Genomic DNA, 15,002 nt, shown 5'->3' on the forward strand with positions numbered 1-15,002 from the left:
CCGCCGGCGGCGGTGCCAAGGACACCGTCACCGGGGCGAGGCCGTCGCCGGGCGGTCAGAAGCCGCGGTCGATCCACTCCCGGAGATGCGGCGCCTCGGCGCCGATGGTGGTGGTCTCGCCGTGGCCGGTGTGCACCACCGTGTCGTGCGGCAGCGCGAGGAGACGTTCCCTGATCGATTCGATGATGGTGGGGAAGTCGCTGTACGACCTTCCCGTCGCCCCGGGACCGCCCGCGAAGAGCGTGTCGCCGCTGAACAGCGCGGCCAGGTCCGGTGCGTACAGACAGACGGCTCCCGGGGCGTGCCCCGGGGTGTGCAGCACGGCCAGCCGAATGCCCGCCACCGTGACCGTCTGCCCGTCGATCAGCTCGCCGTCCGGCGTCCGGTCGGGATGGGTGTGCTTCCACAGCGGCAGATCCTCGGCGTGCAGCAGGATCGGGGCGCCGGTGCGGGCGGCCAGCTCCGGTGCGGCGTCGATGTGGTCGTTGTGCGCGTGGGTGCACACGATCGCGCGCAGGATGCGTCCGCCGAGGGCCTGGACGATGGCGTCGGCGTCGTGAGCGGCGTCGACGACGACCGCCTCGCTGTCGTCACCGACGATCCACACGTTGTTGTCGACGTCCCAGGTACCGCCGTCCAGGGAGAACGTCCCCGCGGTGACGAGGCGTTCGATGCGCGCGCCTGCCATCAGAGGACCACCACAGAACGCAGGACGTCACCGTGGTGCATACGCTCGAAGGCCTTCTCGACCTCGTCGAGCGCGATGGTCTCGGTGACGAAGGCGTCCAGGTCGAGGCGGCCCTGCAGGTAGAGGTCGATGAGCATCGGGAAGTCACGGGAGGGCAGGCAGTCGCCGTACCAGGACGACTTCAGCGAACCGCCCCGGCCGAACACGTCCAGCAGCGGCAGCTCCAGCTTCATCTCCGGGTTCGGTACGCCGACCAGCACCACCGTCCCGGCAAGATCGCGGGAGTAGAAGGCCTGCCGGTACGTCTCCGGACGGCCCACCGCCTCGATGACGACGTCGGCGCCGAACCCCCCGGTCAGCTCGCGCACCGCGTCGACCGCGTCCGTCTCCGTGGAGTTGACCGTGTGGGTCGCGCCCAGTCTCTTCGCCGTGGCCAGCTTGCGGTCGTCGATGTCCACCGCGATGATCTTCGCTGCACCCGCCAGATGCGATCCGACGATCGCGGCGTCGCCCACACCCCCGCAGCCGATGACCGCCACGCTGTCACCGCGTCCGACGCTGCCGGTGTTGATGGCCGCGCCGATGCCCGCCATCACCCCGCAGCCCAGCAGTCCGGCGGCGGCCGCCGACGCGGCCGGGTCCACCTTGGTGCACTGTCCGGCCGCCACCAGCGTCTTCTCGGCGAAGGCGCCGATACCCAGAGCCGGCGAGAGCTCCGTACCGTCGGTCAAGGTCATCTTCTGCTTCGCGTTGTGCGTGCTGAAGCAGTACCAGGGCCGTCCGCGCAGACAGGCACGGCACTGGCCGCACACCGCGCGCCAGTTCAGGATCACGAAGTCACCAGGCGCCACATCCGTGACACCCTCGCCCACCGACTCCACCACCCCCGCCGCCTCGTGCCCCAGCAGGAAGGGGAAGTCGTCGCTGATGCCGCCCTCGCGATAGTGCAGATCGGTGTGGCAGACGCCGCAGGCCTCGATCCTGACCACTGCCTCACCCGGGCCGGGGTCGGGCACGACGATCGTTTCCACACTGACGGGGGCGCCCTTGCTCCGCGCGACGACGGCACGGACCTGCTGAGACATGGCCACTCCTCGGCTGACAGAGGGTCGAGATGTTGCCTATTACGGTACGCATCTCGTGTTTCGCAACACAGCATCGCGGAGAGCGCAGCGGCGGTCAAGGATCCGTCACGCGATACGGCGCGTGGCCGTGGGAGTGTCGTCCGAGCGAGGGCGGACCGCGTCGGCGCACGCCTTCTCCGCCGGGCCCGTGCGGCCACTTGCACCAGGGCGGCTTCCAGAACGACGGCCGGGCCGGCCGGCTCCGACGCTTCGACTCCGCACGCCGCCAGGCCGAAACGCGGCGCCGAAACGCAGCCCGAACCCGCCTGGTGGCGCCTGCGCGGCGATGGCGATGGCGATGCGAAGGGTCACCGAGTCGTGCCCTCGTTGAAGCCACCGCGGAGGCCCCGACACCCCTTCCATGGTTGCCGCACGCACTCCCACGCCCAGAACTATGGCGCCCCACCACATACGCCCCTGCCGTGCACGTTCCTACGGTATGGCGACACGCAAACGTCCCCGCCGAACGTCAGGAAGTGGTGCCGATGTCCTCCCCCGCGACCGCTCCACCAGCCCCGTCCCACCTCCCCCGCATCGTCGCCGCCAGCCTCATCGGCACCACCATCGAGTGGTACGACTTCTTTCTGTACGGTTCCGCCGCCGCGCTGGTGTTCAACAAGCTGTTCTTTCCGGACTCCGATCCGCTCGTCGGAACACTGCTGTCGTTTCTGACGTATGCCGTCGGGTTCGCCGCCCGCCCGCTGGGGGCGCTCGTGTTCGGGCACTACGGTGACCGGCTGGGGCGCAAGAAGCTGCTGGTGCTGAGCCTGTTGCTGATGGGCGGGGCGACGTTCGCCATCGGCCTGCTGCCCACGCATGCGACCGTCGGCGGCGCCGCGCCCGTGCTGCTGACCGCGCTGCGTCTGGTGCAGGGGTTCGCGCTCGGTGGCGAGTGGGGCGGTGCCGTCCTGCTGGTGTCCGAGCACGGGGACGCGCGGCGGCGCGGTTTCTGGGCCGCGTGGCCGCAGACGGGGGCGCCTGCCGGGCAGTTGCTCGCGACCGGTGCGCTGTCGCTGCTCACCGCGGTGCTCTCGGACGACGCCTTCGGCAGCTGGGGCTGGCGGATCCCGTTCCTGCTCTCCGGTGTGCTGGTGATGGTCGGTTTGTGGATTCGTCTCTCCGTCGATGAATCCCCCGTCTTCAAGGAGGCGTTGGAGCGGGCCGAGTCCCGGCAAACCGATGGGGCGGAGCAGCCGCCGCTCGTCTCCGTGCTGCGCCACCACTGGCGGGACGTGCTCGTCGCCATGGGGGCGCGCATGGCGGAGAACATCAGCTACTACGTCATCACCGCCTTCATCCTCGTCTACGCCACCACGTCCGCCCACGTGTCCAAGCAGACCGCGCTCAACGCCGTCCTCATCGGCTCCGCCGTGCACTTCGCCGTGATCCCCGCCTGGGGCGCGCTCTCCGACCGGGTCGGGCGACGGCCCGTGTACCTGCTCGGCGCGGCCGGTATCGGTCTGTGGATGTTCCCGTTCTTCTCGCTCGTCGACACCGGCGCGTTCGGGTACCTGGTGCTCGCCGTGACCGTCGGGCTGGTGCTGCACGGTGCGATGTACGCGCCCCAGGCTGCGTTCTTCGCCGAGATGTTCGCGACCCGCATGCGGTACTCCGGTGCTTCCATAGGTGCCCAGTTCGCCTCGGTGGCGGCCGGTGCGCCCGCCCCGCTCATCGCCACCGCACTGCTCGCCGACTACGACAGCTCGACGCCGATCGCGCTGTACGTGATCGCAGCTTCCGTGCTGACGCTGATCGCCGTGGGCGTGGCCCGGGAGACACGGCACCGGGATCTCGCCGAGGTGGAGGCCGGGGACGACGAACGCGCCGCCGCCCGGGCGGCCGAGGCGCGGACGGTCTGAGCGGCGCGACGGCTCGGGCCGAGGGCCGGCCCCGTGCGGGGCCGGTCAGTCGTGTCTCGGAGCTGCCAACCGGTGCAGGCGCAGGGCGAGTTGGATCTCCAGGGTGCGGGCCGGGGTCTGCCAGTCCTCGCCCAGGAGGCGGCCCACGCGCTCGAGCCGCTGGGCGACCGTGTTGACGTGCACGTGGAGTGCGTCCTTGGTTCGGGCCGGGCTCATCCCGCTGGCGAAGTACGCGTCCAGGGTGGACAGCAGCTCCGTACCGCGGCGCTCGTCGTAGGCCGCAACCGGGCCGATGGTGCGCTCGACGAAGCCGCCGATGTCCCGTTCGCCCGCGAGGAGCAGGCCGAGGAAGCCGAAGTCCTCGGCCGCCGCGCCGTCTCCGTCGCGGCCGAGCAGGTGCAGTGCGTCCAGGCAGCGCAAGCCTTCCGCATAGGCGGCGGCCACGGTGTCGCGGTGGGCGGCGAGGTCGGTGGCGGGCGCGGAGGCGCCGACGGTGACGGGCTGGTGGACGGCCGTGCCGAGGTGGCGTGCGGTGCGACGGGCCAGGTCCGTGGCGATGTCGCCGGTGGCGAGCGGGAGTAGCAGGACCGTGCCGCCGTCGCGGGCAGCGGCCAGGCCCTGCCGGGTGGCGGCGAGGTGGGAGGCGGCGGACCACAGGCGCCGGCGGGCGGCGGCCTCCTCGTCGGCGTCGCCCGCCGGTGTCTCCAGGCGGGCGGCGAGGACGACATGGGTGACGTCCAGGTCGGCGCCCAGGCGGGCGGCCCGCTCGCGCAGCAGGCGCGGGTCCCGGTCGCGTACGTCCAGGAGGTCGTCCAGCAGCTCGCCCCGCACGCGCTGTTCGGCCTCGGCGGCGGAGCGGCGGGCCAGCAGGAGCAGCGAGGTGACCATCGCCGCGCGTTCCAGGGTGCGCTGGTCGACCGGATCGAGGCCGGGGTGGCCGTGCAGCACCAGCGCTCCGAGGAGTTCGCCGCCCGCGGCGACCGCGGCGATCCAGTCGCTTCCGTGCGGTACGGCGTGTCCCTCGGCGCGGGACACCTCCAGCGCCGCGGCCGGTGCCGTAGCGGCCTCGGTGAACTCGACCGTGCCGTCGAGGACCTCGGAGACGGCCGCGGCCACGTCGTGCACGCCGCCGCCGCGCAGCACGAGTTCGGCGAGCCGGTCGTGCACGTCGGAGGCGCGCTCGATGACGGCGCTGCGGTCGCGGATGATCTCGTTGGCGCGCTCCAGTCCGGCCAGGGCCGAGCGGGTCTCGGTGAGCAGGTTGGCGGTGTCGATGGCGGCTGCGGCGAGCGCGGCGAAGGAGCCGAGCAGGGCGATCTGCTCGCGTTCGAAGACCCGGGCCCGCCGGTCCGCTGCGAAGAGGACGCCGATGACGTGCGGGCCGAGCATCAGCGGCACGCCGAGGATGGCGACCAGGCCTTCGTCGCGCACGCCGGCGTCGATGGTGAGGGTGTGCTGGAAGCGGGCGTCCTTGAAGTAGTCGTCGGTGACGTACGGCCGCGCGGTCTGGGCGACCAATCCGCCGAGCCCCTCGCCCATGCCGAGGCGCAGTTGCTGGAAGCGGGCGGCGACCGAGCCCTCCGTCACACGCATGTAGGTGTCGCCGCGCTCCGGGTCGTTGAGGCTGAGGTAGGCGACGTCCGTGCCGAGCAGGGAGCGGGCGCGCTGCACGATGGCCTGGAGGACGGCGTCCACGTCCCTGAGCCCGGCCAGGTCGTGGGCGGTCTCGAAGAGTGCCGACAGTTCCGCTTCGCGGCGCCTGCGCCCTTCCAGCTCCGACCGCACCCGCAGGGCGAGGAGCTTGGCATGCTCCAGCGCGGCGATCCGGTCGGCCGGCTCTCCCTCGGCGCGGGCGAGCAGCACCGGCTGCTCGTACGCCTCCACGGGGGCGTCGTGGGCCAGCAGGTCGAGGTACGGGGCCGCCGCGCTGTCGTCGGGCACCCCGCCGGCGCCCCCGGTGGTGGGGCGCCCGGCTGACTGGACGTGATCGCGAGACATGGTCACAGGATTCCGCATCGGCCGCTCGGCCCGTCGGGCCTGTGGAAAACTCCCGGGTCCGGCGTCGCCGGCCGGCTCAGTGGGCCGTCCAGCCGCCGTCGAGCACCAGCGACGTGCCGGTGACGAAGGACGCCTGGGGGCTGCACAGGTAGGCCACGGCCTCGGCGACCTCCTCCGGTTCGATGAGCCGCCGGACGGCGCTGTCCCTGAGCAGGATCTCGGACAGGACCCGCTCCTCGGGGATTCCGTGCGCCTGGGCCTGGTCGGCGATCTGCTTCTCGACCAGTGGGGTGCGCACATAGGCCGGGTTCACACAGTTGGAGGTCACGCCGTGGGGGGCGCCTTCCAGGGAGGCCGTCTTGGAGAGTCCTTCGAGGCCGTGTTTGGCGGCCACATAGGCGGACTTGAAGGACGAGGCGCGCAGACCATGGACGGAGGACACATTGACGATCCGGCCCCAGCCCTGCGCGTACATGTGCGGGAGGGCACCCCGGATCAGCCGGAAGGGCGCCTCCAGCATCACGGTCAGCACGGTGTGGAAGACATCGGTCGGGAAGTCCTCCAGGGGGCGGACCAGTTGCAGTCCCGCGTTGTTGACCAGGACATCGGTGCCGACGGCGGCTTGCTCGGCGGCGTCCAGGTCGGTGAGGTCCAGGACCTGGGGTACGACCGTGCCCGCGAGGTTCCCGGCCCGCTTGGCCAGTTCCGCCAGCTCGGCCAGGCCCGCCGCGTCCCGGTCGACAGCTCTGACCTCGGCCCCGGCGGCGGCGAGCCGCAGCGCGCAGGCGCGGCCGATGCCGCTGGCGGCACCGGTGACCAGGGCGGTACGGCCGCCGAGGTCGAGGGTGGGGGACGGGGCAGGGGGGTGCGGGGCGGGCAGCGGGCTGGACGAGGTCATGCGCCGACCCTAAGAGGATCCCGCCCCTCACCACATGTGGTGACCATCCATACTTCAGCCAAGACTCATAGGGTCAAACCATGTGGGTGCCTCCGACATGGCCTGCTTGATCCGGTGCAGCCCGAACTCGTTCAGCGCGGGCAGGGCGTCCACTGTGAACCAGTCCACGTCCAGCGACTCGTCGTCGTTGACCCGGGCCTCGCCGCCCACGGCCCGGCAGCGGAAGGTGATGTCCATGTACTGGCAGACGTCCCCGTTGCCGTAGGTGACCGGCTCCAGGGCCTGGACGAGGACGACCCGTTCGGGGACGCAGTGCACCGCCGTCTCCTCGAAGACCTCCCGCACGGCGCAGGCCGCGGGCTGCTCGCCAGGCTCCGGGATGCCGCCGATCACCGACCACTTGCGTGTGTCGGACCGCCGGCCCAGGAGCACTCTGCCCTCGTCGTCGAAGACGATGGCGGTGACCCCGGGGAGCCACAGCAGCTGATGGCCCGCGGAGGCCCGGAGCGTGCGGATGAAATCAGGAGTAGCCATGGGCCCGACCCTAACGGGCCCATGCGCTTCTTCCGTGGCTGTTCAGAGGGCGTACGGCGGTCGTACCCCTACGCGCCGTCGGTGCGTCGGCGGCCGCGCAGCCCGGACCCGATCGCCCAACCGAGCCCGCCCGCGGCGACCAGCACCAGGGCGATCTCCGGCAGAATGCCCATCCGGGTCGCGGGCGTCTCGGAGGTGCGCAGCGGGACCTTCTGGACCAGGTAGGCGGGCACGAACATGCCGGTCTTCTGGGTGATCTTCCCATCCGGCATGATGACCGCGCTGACGCCGCTGGTCACCGGCACCGTCACGGTCCGGCTGTGCTCGACCGCGCGGATGCGGGACATGGCGAGCTGCTGGTAGGTCATCTCGCTGCGGTCGAAGGTGGCGTTGTTGCTCGGCACGGAGATCATTTCCGCACCATGTGTGACGGTGTCCCGTACGGCCCAGTCGAAGGCGGCCTCGTAGCAGGTGGCGAAGCCGACCTTGGCGCCGTCGATGTCGAACACGCCCGGCTTGCTGCCCCGGCTGAAGTCCTGGCGGACCATGCTGGTCCAGTTCTTGTTGATCATGCCGATGAGCGACCGCAGCGGGAGGAACTCGCCGAACGGCTGGACCTGGCGCTTGTCATAGGTCTGCGTCGGGCCCTTCACCGGGTCCCACAGGATCTGCTCGTTGAGCAGCTTGCCGTCCTTCTCGACGACTCCGCCGACCGAGATGGGCGCGCCTATCGCCTTGGCGGCGCCGTCGATGACGGCGGCGGCGTCGGTGTTGGCGAAGGGGTCGATGTCCGAGGAGTTCTCGGGCCACAGAACGTAGTCGGGCTTGGGCGCCTTGCCGGCCTTGACGTCGGCGGCGAGCTTGAGGGTCTCCCGCGCGTGGTAGTCGAGGACGGCCCGTCGCTGGGCGTTGAACTCCAGACCGGAGCGCGGCACGTTGCCCTGGATGACCGCGACGGTCGCGGTGCCGTCCTGGGCCCTGTCGCTCACCAGCGGCCGGGCCGCGACCGCTCCCGCGACCGGGATGGCGATGCTCAGCAGCGCGGCGGCCGCGGCCGCGCGCCGGAGGGTCTGGGTGCGCCGTCGCTCGGCGATCAGGCGCCCCGCCTCGTACAGACCGAACCCGCACAGGACGACCGCGAAGCCGAGCACCGGGGTGCCGCCGACCGCGGCGAGCGGCAGGAAGACGCCGTCCGCCTGGCCGAAGGCGATCTTGCCCCACGGGAAGCCGCGGAACGGTACGCGCGCGCGTACCGCCTCTCCGGCGATCCAGACGGCGGCCGCCCACACCGGCCAGGCCGGCAGCTTGGACACCGCGGCGACACCCAGGCCGACGAGAGCGACGAAGACCGCCTCGATGGCGACCAGGGCGAGCCAGGGGCCGGGGCCGACCTCCACGCCGGTCCACACCAGCAGCGGCAGCAGGAAGCCGAGCCCGAACAGGTAGCCGAGGCCGAGGGCAGCCTTCCAGGTGCGGTCGCGCAGCACCCAGGCGAAGCCGGCGAAGGCGGGCAGGGCCAGCCACCACAGGGGGCGCGGCGGGAAGCTGACGTAGAGCAGCAGTCCGCAGAGCGCGGAGGCGGCGGCCGGGACCAGACGCAGCAGTCGGCGGCCGCGCGCGGTCGCCGCGGAGGGCGGCCTGAGCTGGTCGGACTGGTCCACGGAAGTTGCGGTGACGGTCACCCGGGGAGTGTACGGCGGTTGACCTTGCGGCCGACAGCACGGGCCGTGCGCCCCCGCCTATGCAGCGCCGGCATCGTGCTCCTCCTGCATAAACCTGCGCTCCTCCTGCACACATCGGTCGTCAGCCGTTACGGTGTGGCCCAGCCTCAGCGGTGCGGCCGGTCCCGGTGCGTGCGGCCGGGGCCCGCCACAGGTCGGGGGACCGGGGTACGAGGGGCGACGGGTGGGGTCGACGGGGACGAGGTCCGCGTCCGGTGCGAACGACGCGGACGCCTACAGCATCAGACGAAACGTTTCTGACGGGGCGGGCATGATCCTTCTGGGAGCGTGCGCCGCATGGTCGCTGATCACGGCGGCGGCCCAGGACGGGCGGCCCGAGGGGGTACTGCTCGCGGTGCTCGCCGTGGCCGCGAGTTACGCGGCCGGCCGTATCTCCGGGGCGCTGCTTCCGGTGACCGCGCCCGGCGTGGGTGCGGCGGCCGGCCTTGTACTGGCCGTGCTGCTGCCCGACCTCTCCACCGGTCCCCGGTATGCCGCCCCGCTCGGGCACGCGGGTGCCACCACCGCCCTGCTGGCGCTGGCCACCGGCGCGGCCTGCTGTGCGGCCTGGTCAGCGCGGGCGCCCGCGCTGCGGCTCGGGCTGCGGCTGCTCGCCGCCGGGATCGCGCTGACCGGGGCTGCCGTGGGCTCGGCCGCCGGCTGCGCGGCCAGTGTCGCCGTACTGCTGTGCTCGCTCGCCGCGGGCTCGATGCCCCACCGTGGCGCGGGCATCGCGGGGCTGGCCCTGGCGGCGGCCCTGGTGGCGGGGACGGTCTGGGCGGTCGCGGCGGGCACCCTGCCCGGCTGCCTCGCCGAGGCGCTGGAGGGCCGGTTCACACCACACCGGGTCCAGCTGTGGCAGGACGCGCTGCGGCTGGCCCGGGGGGACACGGGGCTCGGGGTCGGCCCCGGCCGCTTCGGCGAGCTGAGCGGCACGGCACAGCAGGCTGTCCTGCCCGACGGCCGACCGCACTCGGCCCCGCTCCAGCAGGCGTCCGAACAGGGCCTGGTCGGCGTGGCCCTGCTGGCCGCCGTATTCGCCTGGGCCCTGTACGCCCTGTGGCGAACCCCTCGTTCCACTCCGGTCGCCCTGACCGCGGGCGCGGCCCTGACCGCACTCGCCGTGATCGCCTCGGTCGGCAACGCGCTGAGCTTCACCACGGTGACGGCGGGCGCGGGGCTACTGGCGGGGTGGGCGACGGCACGGCCGTGGACCGGCGGGAGCACGGAACCGTAGGGGCGTTCCGGCTCGGGGGCCATAGGGGCGTTCCGGCTCAGGGGCCATAGGAGCGTTCAGGCTCCGGCGCCGTATGAGCGTTCCAGCTCAGGCCCGGACCGCGGGGTGGTCCGGGGTCGCGGGGCGCGTGTCGGTGTGGGCGGGCCGGAAAGCCCTCGCCTGCCTCCGCGGGGACCAACCGACCTGGATCGGCCCGTGCCCGTACCCGTCCGCGGTCTCAGTGCGTGCTGCCCGGTGTGCCCGCGCGCAGCCTGGCCCTGATGACCCGGACCGCCGATTCCGCGTTGTCCACGGTGATCGTGAAGGTGTGGCCGTCCCAGAGGCGCAGCACGATGGCCTCGCCACGGCGGACGACGACCGCGGTGCCCTTCTCGGGGCGCCAGCGGTAGCCCCAGCCGCCCCATTGGCGCGGGGTGACATGGGGGCTGAAGTCGGCGCCGGCGACCTGGGACAGCGGGATGCGGCGGCGGGGCACGCCGATGTGACCGCAGCGCACCTCGACGCACTCGTTGTCGAGCTTCAGATCGACGTGCACGAAGGCGAGCGTGCCGAAGAGGACCAGCAGTCCGGCGGCGATGCAGCCCACGACCGACATCACCAGCGGGGCGATGCCCGAGGTCCAGGCCGAGTCCACAGCCAGCTCGACTCCGAGTGCCATACAGGCCGCGCCGACCAGGGCCAGCAGCCATTGCACGCGGTTGGTGGCGCGTCCGGTCCAGACGTCGGGGTGCGAGGCGTCCTCGGCGTGGCGGTGCTCCCTCATGTTTATGAGGTTACTCAGGTTTCGCTGCGCCGGTACCGGCTCGCGGAGGGTGACTGCTCCGGAAGGAGGTGGCTTCGCGCGCGGGTCAGCCGGCAGTCCTGACCACCTGCAGCAGGCGGCCTTCCGGGTAGGACAGGGCGGTCTCGGGAAGCTCCGCCGCACGCCCGCTCAGCAGCACTGTGAGACTGGTCTCGGCCTCGGCCGCCGGGGCGGGCGCCGCGCCGATCCGACGCAGCGCCTGGGCGGCGACCGCTCCGGCGGAACCGTGCAGGATGAGCGGCGGCAGACCGGGCTTCTGCACGGCCGCCCGGATGCGCTCGGCGACCAGTTCGTAGTTGGTGCAGCCCAGGACGACGGTCGTCACGTCGTCGGGCGTACGTGCCGCCGCGGCGGCGACGGCGGCGTCGACGGCCGCTTCGTCCGCATGGTGCACGGCGTCCGCGAGTCCCGGGCAGGGCACCTCGGTGACGGTCACTCCGTCGGCGAACTGTTCGATCAGACCACGCTGATAGGCGCTCCCGGTGGTGGCGGGAGTCGCCCAGATCGCCACAGGTCCGCCGCCGGCCGCAGCCGGCTTGATCGCCGGCACCGTACCGATGATCGGCAGGTCGGGTTCGAAACGCGCACGCATCTGCGGCAGGGAGTGCACGGAGGCGGTGTTGCAGGCGACGATCAGGACATCGGGCCGGTGCGCGGCAGCGGCCTCCGCCACGGCGATGGCCCGTCGCGTGATGTCCTCCGGAGTGCGCGGCCCCCAGGGCATCCCGTCCGGGTCCCACGAGAGCACGAGATCCGCGTCGGGGCGCAGCCGGCGCACCGCGGCCGCGGCAGGAAGGAGGCCGATTCCGGAGTCCATGAGCGCGATCTTCACCCGGCCACGATAGACGATCGGACTTTGCGGGCCGGTCCGGTGGGGCAGACTGCGGCCGTGAGCGCGATCGTGTGGACCGCCGTCGTATCCCTCGCCGCCTGGTGCTGGCTGCTGCTGTGCCAGGGCTTCTTCTGGCGCACGGACGTCCGGCTGCCGCCTCGCCGTGAACCCGCCGACTGGCCGTCGGTCTGTGTGGTCGTCCCGGCCCGCGACGAGGCCGCCGTGCTGCCCGCGAGTCTGCCGTCGCTGCTCGCGCAGGACTATCCGGGGCGGGCGAAGGTCTTCCTCGTGGACGACGGGAGCACGGACGGCACCGGAGAGCTGGCCCGCGAGCTGGCGCGGCGGCACGGCGGACTGCCGCTCACCGTGGACTCCCCCGGCGAGCCGCCCGCGGGCTGGACGGGCAAGCTGTGGGCGGTGCGGCACGGCATCGGTCTCGCACGCGCGCGTGCCCCCGAATATCTGCTCCTCACGGACGCGGACATCGCGCACGCGCCGGACAGCCTGCGCGAGCTGGTGGCGGCGGCCGGCACCGGGGGTTTCGACGTGGTGTCGCAGATGGCGCGGCTGAGGGTGGACAGCCGGTGGGAACGGCTGGTGGTCCCGGCGTTCGTCTACTTCTTCGCGCAGCTGTATCCCTTCCGCCGGATCGGCCGGCGGGGAGCGCGGACCGCGGCAGCGGCGGGCGGGTGTGTCCTGCTGCGCGCCGACATGGCCGAGAAGGCGCGGATTCCGGACGCCATCCGGCACGCCGTCATCGACGACGTCGCCCTCGCGCGCGCGGTGCGGGGCGCCGGCGGTCACCTCTGGCTGGGGCTGGCCGAGCGGGTGGACAGCGTGCGTCCCTATCCGCGGCTGCACGACCTGTGGCGGATGGTCTCGCGCAGCGCGTACGCACAGCTGCGACACAACCCGCTGCTCCTGCTCGGCACGGTCGCCGGGCTCGCCCTGGTGTACCTGGTGCCGCCCGCGGCCGCGGTGGCGGGCGCGGTCACCGGCAGTGCGGCGACTGCGGTCGCGGGCGCGGCGGCGTGGGCGGTGATGGCGGGGACGTACGTGCCGATGCTGCGCTACTACCGGCAGCCGCTGTGGCTCGCGCCGCTGCTGCCCTGCACCGCCTTCCTCTACCTCCTCATGACGGTCGACTCCGCGGTGCAGCACTACCGGGGGCGCGGGGCGGCCTGGAAGGGCCGCACGTACGCGCGCCCGGACGCCGTGCCCGAGGAGGGCTGACCCCGGTCACTTGCGTCCGGGCGTCCAGTTCATGCCCCACCCGTAGGCGCGGTCCATGGTCCGCTGCGGGCTCACCCCGCGCTCCGGTACCAGGTATCGCGCCTCGCGCTGGACGACGAGATCGCCGCCCGTGTTGGTGATCAGGGCGAGGGCGCAGACCATGGAAGGGACCGTGCACTCGTCCAGCGAGAAGTCGATGGGGGCGCCGTGCTGGGGTTGGAGGGTGACCGTCGCGTGCAGGTCGGCGAAGGAGGCGGCGCCCTCGTAGATGGTGACGAAGACCAGAATGCGCCGGAAGTCCTGTTTGTGGTCGAGGTTGATGGTGAGGTTCTCGCCGGCGGCCACGGCCCCGGTGCGGTCGTCGCCGTCCAGGAGGATGTACGGCGGCCGGTTCAGGGAGCCGAAGGCGTTGCCGAGTGCCTGGACGACGCCCTTGCGGCCGTCCGCGAGTTCGTACAGGGCGCAGAGGTCGAGGTCGAGGTCCTGCTGGCCGGCGCCCCACCGGCCGCCCCAGCCCGGGAACTGTTTGCGCACCTGCCAGTTGAGGTTCACGCGCATGGCACCGGAGGTACCGCCCTGCTTGGCCAGGGAGACCGAGGGGGCCGCCTTGGTGAGGGTGACCTTGGAGAGGCGTACCGGTGCGGGCGGAGCGGTGGCAGGGGGCGGCGGCAGGGGAACGGGAGTGGTGGTCGGCGCCGGCATCGCCGCCAGAGGCGGAACCGGCGGCGCGGCGGCGGGCGTGGGAGGCGGTCCGACTGTCGCGGGAGGAGGAGCGACGGGCGTGCGGGACGGTGCGGTGTGCTGCGGCTCGTCGACGGTGATGCCGAAGTCCGTTGCCAGGCCTTCGAGTCCGCTGCTGTAGCCCTGGCCGACGGCACGGAACTTCCAGCCGCCCTGGCGGCGGTAGAACTCGCCGAGCACGAAGGCCGTCTCCGTGGTCGCGCCGGGGCTGTCGAAGCGGGCGGCCACGGCCCCGCCGCCGGCGTCGGTCACCTCGATGTAGAGGTCCGGGACCTGTCCGAACGTGCCGCCGTCCGCGGAGGCCGCGAGGACGATCCGCTCGATCCCGCTCTCCACGCGCGCGAGGTCGACGAGAAGGGTGTCCGTGACGCGCTCACCGGCGGTCCGCTTGCCCTCGTGACGGACCGCGCCGGAGGGGTGCGCGGGCTGGTTGTAGAAGACGAAGTCCCCGTCGGAGCGGACCTTTCCTGCCGCGAGCAGCAGCGCGGAGGCGTCCGCGTCGGGCACGCCGGGTCCGGAGCGCCAGCCCAATTCGACGCGCAGGGCCGTGGTCGGCACCGGCGCATTCGACCCTTTCGGCATTGACATGTCCGCCCCCATCGTGTGTCGGCGTCCCGGTGGTGCCCGGGCTCCCGGGATCATCCCTACCCGCCCAACCTATTCCCGGGGCCGGCGAACTCCCACGAGCTGCGCAGAAAGATCGCCGGTCAACCGCCGGTAACCCCCTGGGAACTCTGCCTTTACAGGATCCAAACGTTGAACCGCGTCCATTTTTGCCAAGTTCGCTCGGATTGGCGATCCCTAGTCACTGCCGACACGGAAAACAACCCTCTTATCGGTCTCCCCAACCAGCACATCGTGGGCTTAACTTATGTGCCATGACCTCCCCCCGCTCCACCTATGGCGGCGGCTACTACTCCGCCTCCTTCCCGGACACCCCGATCTACGACTCGCTCGTGGCCGAGCGGGGCACCCCGCAGATCGCCCCGATCCGGGTCCCCGCCGCGTACGACACGGGCAGCAGCCTGCCCGCGCTCCCGTCGGCGCTCCCCGCCCTCCCGGCGGCCCCCTCCCCGCAGATGCCCGCCTACGGATACCCGCAGGCCCACCAGCCCGCCCCGCTGCAGCAGGCGCCCACGGCGTACATCCCGCAGCAGGCGAGCGCGCCGCGCGGCTATCCCGGCCCGCAGGCTCATCAGCAGCAGCGTCCGATGGCGGCCGGCACGGGGTACGAGGCCATGCGCCCCGCCGCGCCGCGTCCCGCGCCGGCTCCCTACCAGGACCCGTACAACAACCAGCAGTACCGCGGCTACTGACCGGCGCCCCCCGGCGTCG

General features: G+C 72.4%; 13 protein-coding genes. 4 read left to right on the forward strand and 9 right to left on the reverse strand.

Going from position 1 to position 15,002, the window contains the following annotated elements:
- Window positions 1-55: 55 nt before the first annotated feature.
- Together ABZ471_RS27180 and ABZ471_RS27185 are read right to left on the reverse strand one after the other, a co-directional pair.
- Window positions 56-688, reverse strand: coding sequence for an MBL fold metallo-hydrolase (locus tag ABZ471_RS27180; RefSeq protein WP_359069807.1), 633 nt, complete (start codon window positions 686-688; stop codon window positions 56-58).
- Window positions 688-1,773 (reverse strand): S-(hydroxymethyl)mycothiol dehydrogenase, encoded by a 1,086-nt coding sequence (locus ABZ471_RS27185; RefSeq protein WP_359069809.1) that lies wholly within the window; start codon window positions 1,771-1,773, stop codon window positions 688-690. The genes ABZ471_RS27180 and ABZ471_RS27185 overlap by 1 nt, the downstream gene beginning before the upstream one ends.
- A 524-nt stretch (window positions 1,774-2,297) precedes the next feature.
- Here ABZ471_RS27185 and ABZ471_RS27190 point away from each other — a divergent pair.
- Complete coding sequence (locus tag ABZ471_RS27190) at window positions 2,298-3,671, forward strand: MFS transporter (protein WP_359069810.1); 1,374 nt, start codon at window positions 2,298-2,300, stop codon at window positions 3,669-3,671.
- Window positions 3,672-3,716: 45 nt separating this feature from the next.
- On the opposite strand, the gene ABZ471_RS27195 is transcribed toward ABZ471_RS27190, so the two are convergent.
- From ABZ471_RS27195 to lnt, 4 genes are all read right to left on the reverse strand, one after another.
- Window positions 3,717-5,669, reverse strand: coding sequence for a GAF domain-containing protein (locus ABZ471_RS27195; RefSeq protein WP_359069812.1), 1,953 nt, complete (start codon window positions 5,667-5,669; stop codon window positions 3,717-3,719).
- Window positions 5,670-5,745: 76 nt separating this feature from the next.
- The gene (locus ABZ471_RS27200) at window positions 5,746-6,567 is read right to left on the reverse strand and encodes a 3-hydroxybutyrate dehydrogenase (protein WP_359069814.1); all 822 of its coding nucleotides are present in this window, start codon (window positions 6,565-6,567) and stop codon (window positions 5,746-5,748) included.
- 54 nt (window positions 6,568-6,621) lie between these two features.
- Window positions 6,622-7,101 carry an NUDIX domain-containing protein gene (locus ABZ471_RS27205; RefSeq protein WP_359069816.1) on the reverse strand — a complete coding sequence of 160 codons (480 nt, stop codon included), beginning with the start codon at window positions 7,099-7,101 and terminating at the stop codon, window positions 6,622-6,624.
- 68 nt (window positions 7,102-7,169) lie between these two features.
- Window positions 7,170-8,783, reverse strand: coding sequence for an apolipoprotein N-acyltransferase (gene lnt, locus ABZ471_RS27210; protein ID WP_359069818.1), 1,614 nt, complete (start codon window positions 8,781-8,783; stop codon window positions 7,170-7,172).
- 310 nt (window positions 8,784-9,093) lie between these two features.
- Between lnt and ABZ471_RS27215 the strand changes: the two genes are divergently transcribed.
- Window positions 9,094-10,059 carry an O-antigen polymerase gene (locus ABZ471_RS27215; protein WP_359069820.1) on the forward strand — a complete coding sequence of 322 codons (966 nt, stop codon included), beginning with the start codon at window positions 9,094-9,096 and terminating at the stop codon, window positions 10,057-10,059.
- Between the two features lie 217 nt (window positions 10,060-10,276).
- Here ABZ471_RS27215 and ABZ471_RS27220 read toward each other — a convergent pair whose 3' ends face one another.
- Together ABZ471_RS27220 and ABZ471_RS27225 are read right to left on the reverse strand one after the other, a co-directional pair.
- On the reverse strand, window positions 10,277-10,822 hold the full coding sequence (locus ABZ471_RS27220; protein WP_359069821.1) for a hypothetical protein: 546 nt from the start codon (window positions 10,820-10,822) through the stop codon (window positions 10,277-10,279).
- An 85-nt stretch (window positions 10,823-10,907) separates the two neighbouring features.
- On the reverse strand, window positions 10,908-11,693 hold the full coding sequence (locus ABZ471_RS27225) for an aspartate/glutamate racemase family protein (protein WP_359069823.1): 786 nt from the start codon (window positions 11,691-11,693) through the stop codon (window positions 10,908-10,910).
- 57 nt (window positions 11,694-11,750) lie between these two features.
- Here ABZ471_RS27225 and ABZ471_RS27230 point away from each other — a divergent pair, with 57 nt between their 5' ends.
- Window positions 11,751-12,926: a glycosyltransferase gene (locus tag ABZ471_RS27230; protein WP_359069824.1), complete on the forward strand. Its 1,176-nt coding sequence runs from the start codon at window positions 11,751-11,753 to the stop codon at window positions 12,924-12,926.
- A gap of 6 nt (window positions 12,927-12,932) precedes the next feature.
- Here the strand turns inward: ABZ471_RS27230 and ABZ471_RS27235 are convergent, their stop codons facing one another.
- Window positions 12,933-14,249 carry a TerD family protein gene (locus ABZ471_RS27235; protein ID WP_359069888.1) on the reverse strand — a complete coding sequence of 439 codons (1,317 nt, stop codon included), beginning with the start codon at window positions 14,247-14,249 and terminating at the stop codon, window positions 12,933-12,935.
- A 296-nt stretch (window positions 14,250-14,545) separates the two neighbouring features.
- Between ABZ471_RS27235 and ABZ471_RS27240 the strand changes: the two genes are divergently transcribed.
- Complete coding sequence (locus tag ABZ471_RS27240; protein WP_359069826.1) at window positions 14,546-14,983, forward strand: DUF6643 family protein; 438 nt, start codon at window positions 14,546-14,548, stop codon at window positions 14,981-14,983.
- Window positions 14,984-15,002 lie beyond the last annotated feature (19 nt).

It is taken from the genome of Streptomyces sp. NPDC005728 (genome assembly GCF_040630895.1).
Classification (GTDB): Bacteria; Actinomycetota; Actinomycetes; order Streptomycetales; family Streptomycetaceae; genus Streptomyces.

Bases quoted from the DNA above. Each gene is read 5' to 3' on its own strand.
- ABZ471_RS27240 (WP_359069826.1), top strand. From the start codon at position 14,546: ATGACCTCCCCCCGCTCCACCTATGGCGGCGGCTACTACTCCGCCTCC.
- ABZ471_RS27185 (WP_359069809.1), bottom strand. From the start codon at position 1,773: ATGTCTCAGCAGGTCCGTGCCGTCGTCGCGCGGAGCAAGGGCGCCCCC.
- ABZ471_RS27205 (WP_359069816.1), bottom strand. From the start codon at position 7,101: ATGGCTACTCCTGATTTCATCCGCACGCTCCGGGCCTCCGCGGGCCAT.
- ABZ471_RS27235 (WP_359069888.1), bottom strand. From the start codon at position 14,249: ATGCCGAAAGGGTCGAATGCGCCGGTGCCGACCACGGCCCTGCGCGTC.
- ABZ471_RS27180 (WP_359069807.1), bottom strand. From the start codon at position 688: ATGGCAGGCGCGCGCATCGAACGCCTCGTCACCGCGGGGACGTTCTCC.
- ABZ471_RS27220 (WP_359069821.1), bottom strand. From the start codon at position 10,822: ATGAGGGAGCACCGCCACGCCGAGGACGCCTCGCACCCCGACGTCTGG.
- ABZ471_RS27190 (WP_359069810.1), top strand. From the start codon at position 2,298: ATGTCCTCCCCCGCGACCGCTCCACCAGCCCCGTCCCACCTCCCCCGC.
- ABZ471_RS27200 (WP_359069814.1), bottom strand. From the start codon at position 6,567: ATGACCTCGTCCAGCCCGCTGCCCGCCCCGCACCCCCCTGCCCCGTCC.
- ABZ471_RS27195 (WP_359069812.1), bottom strand. From the start codon at position 5,669: ATGTCTCGCGATCACGTCCAGTCAGCCGGGCGCCCCACCACCGGGGGC.
- ABZ471_RS27215 (WP_359069820.1), top strand. From the start codon at position 9,094: ATGATCCTTCTGGGAGCGTGCGCCGCATGGTCGCTGATCACGGCGGCG.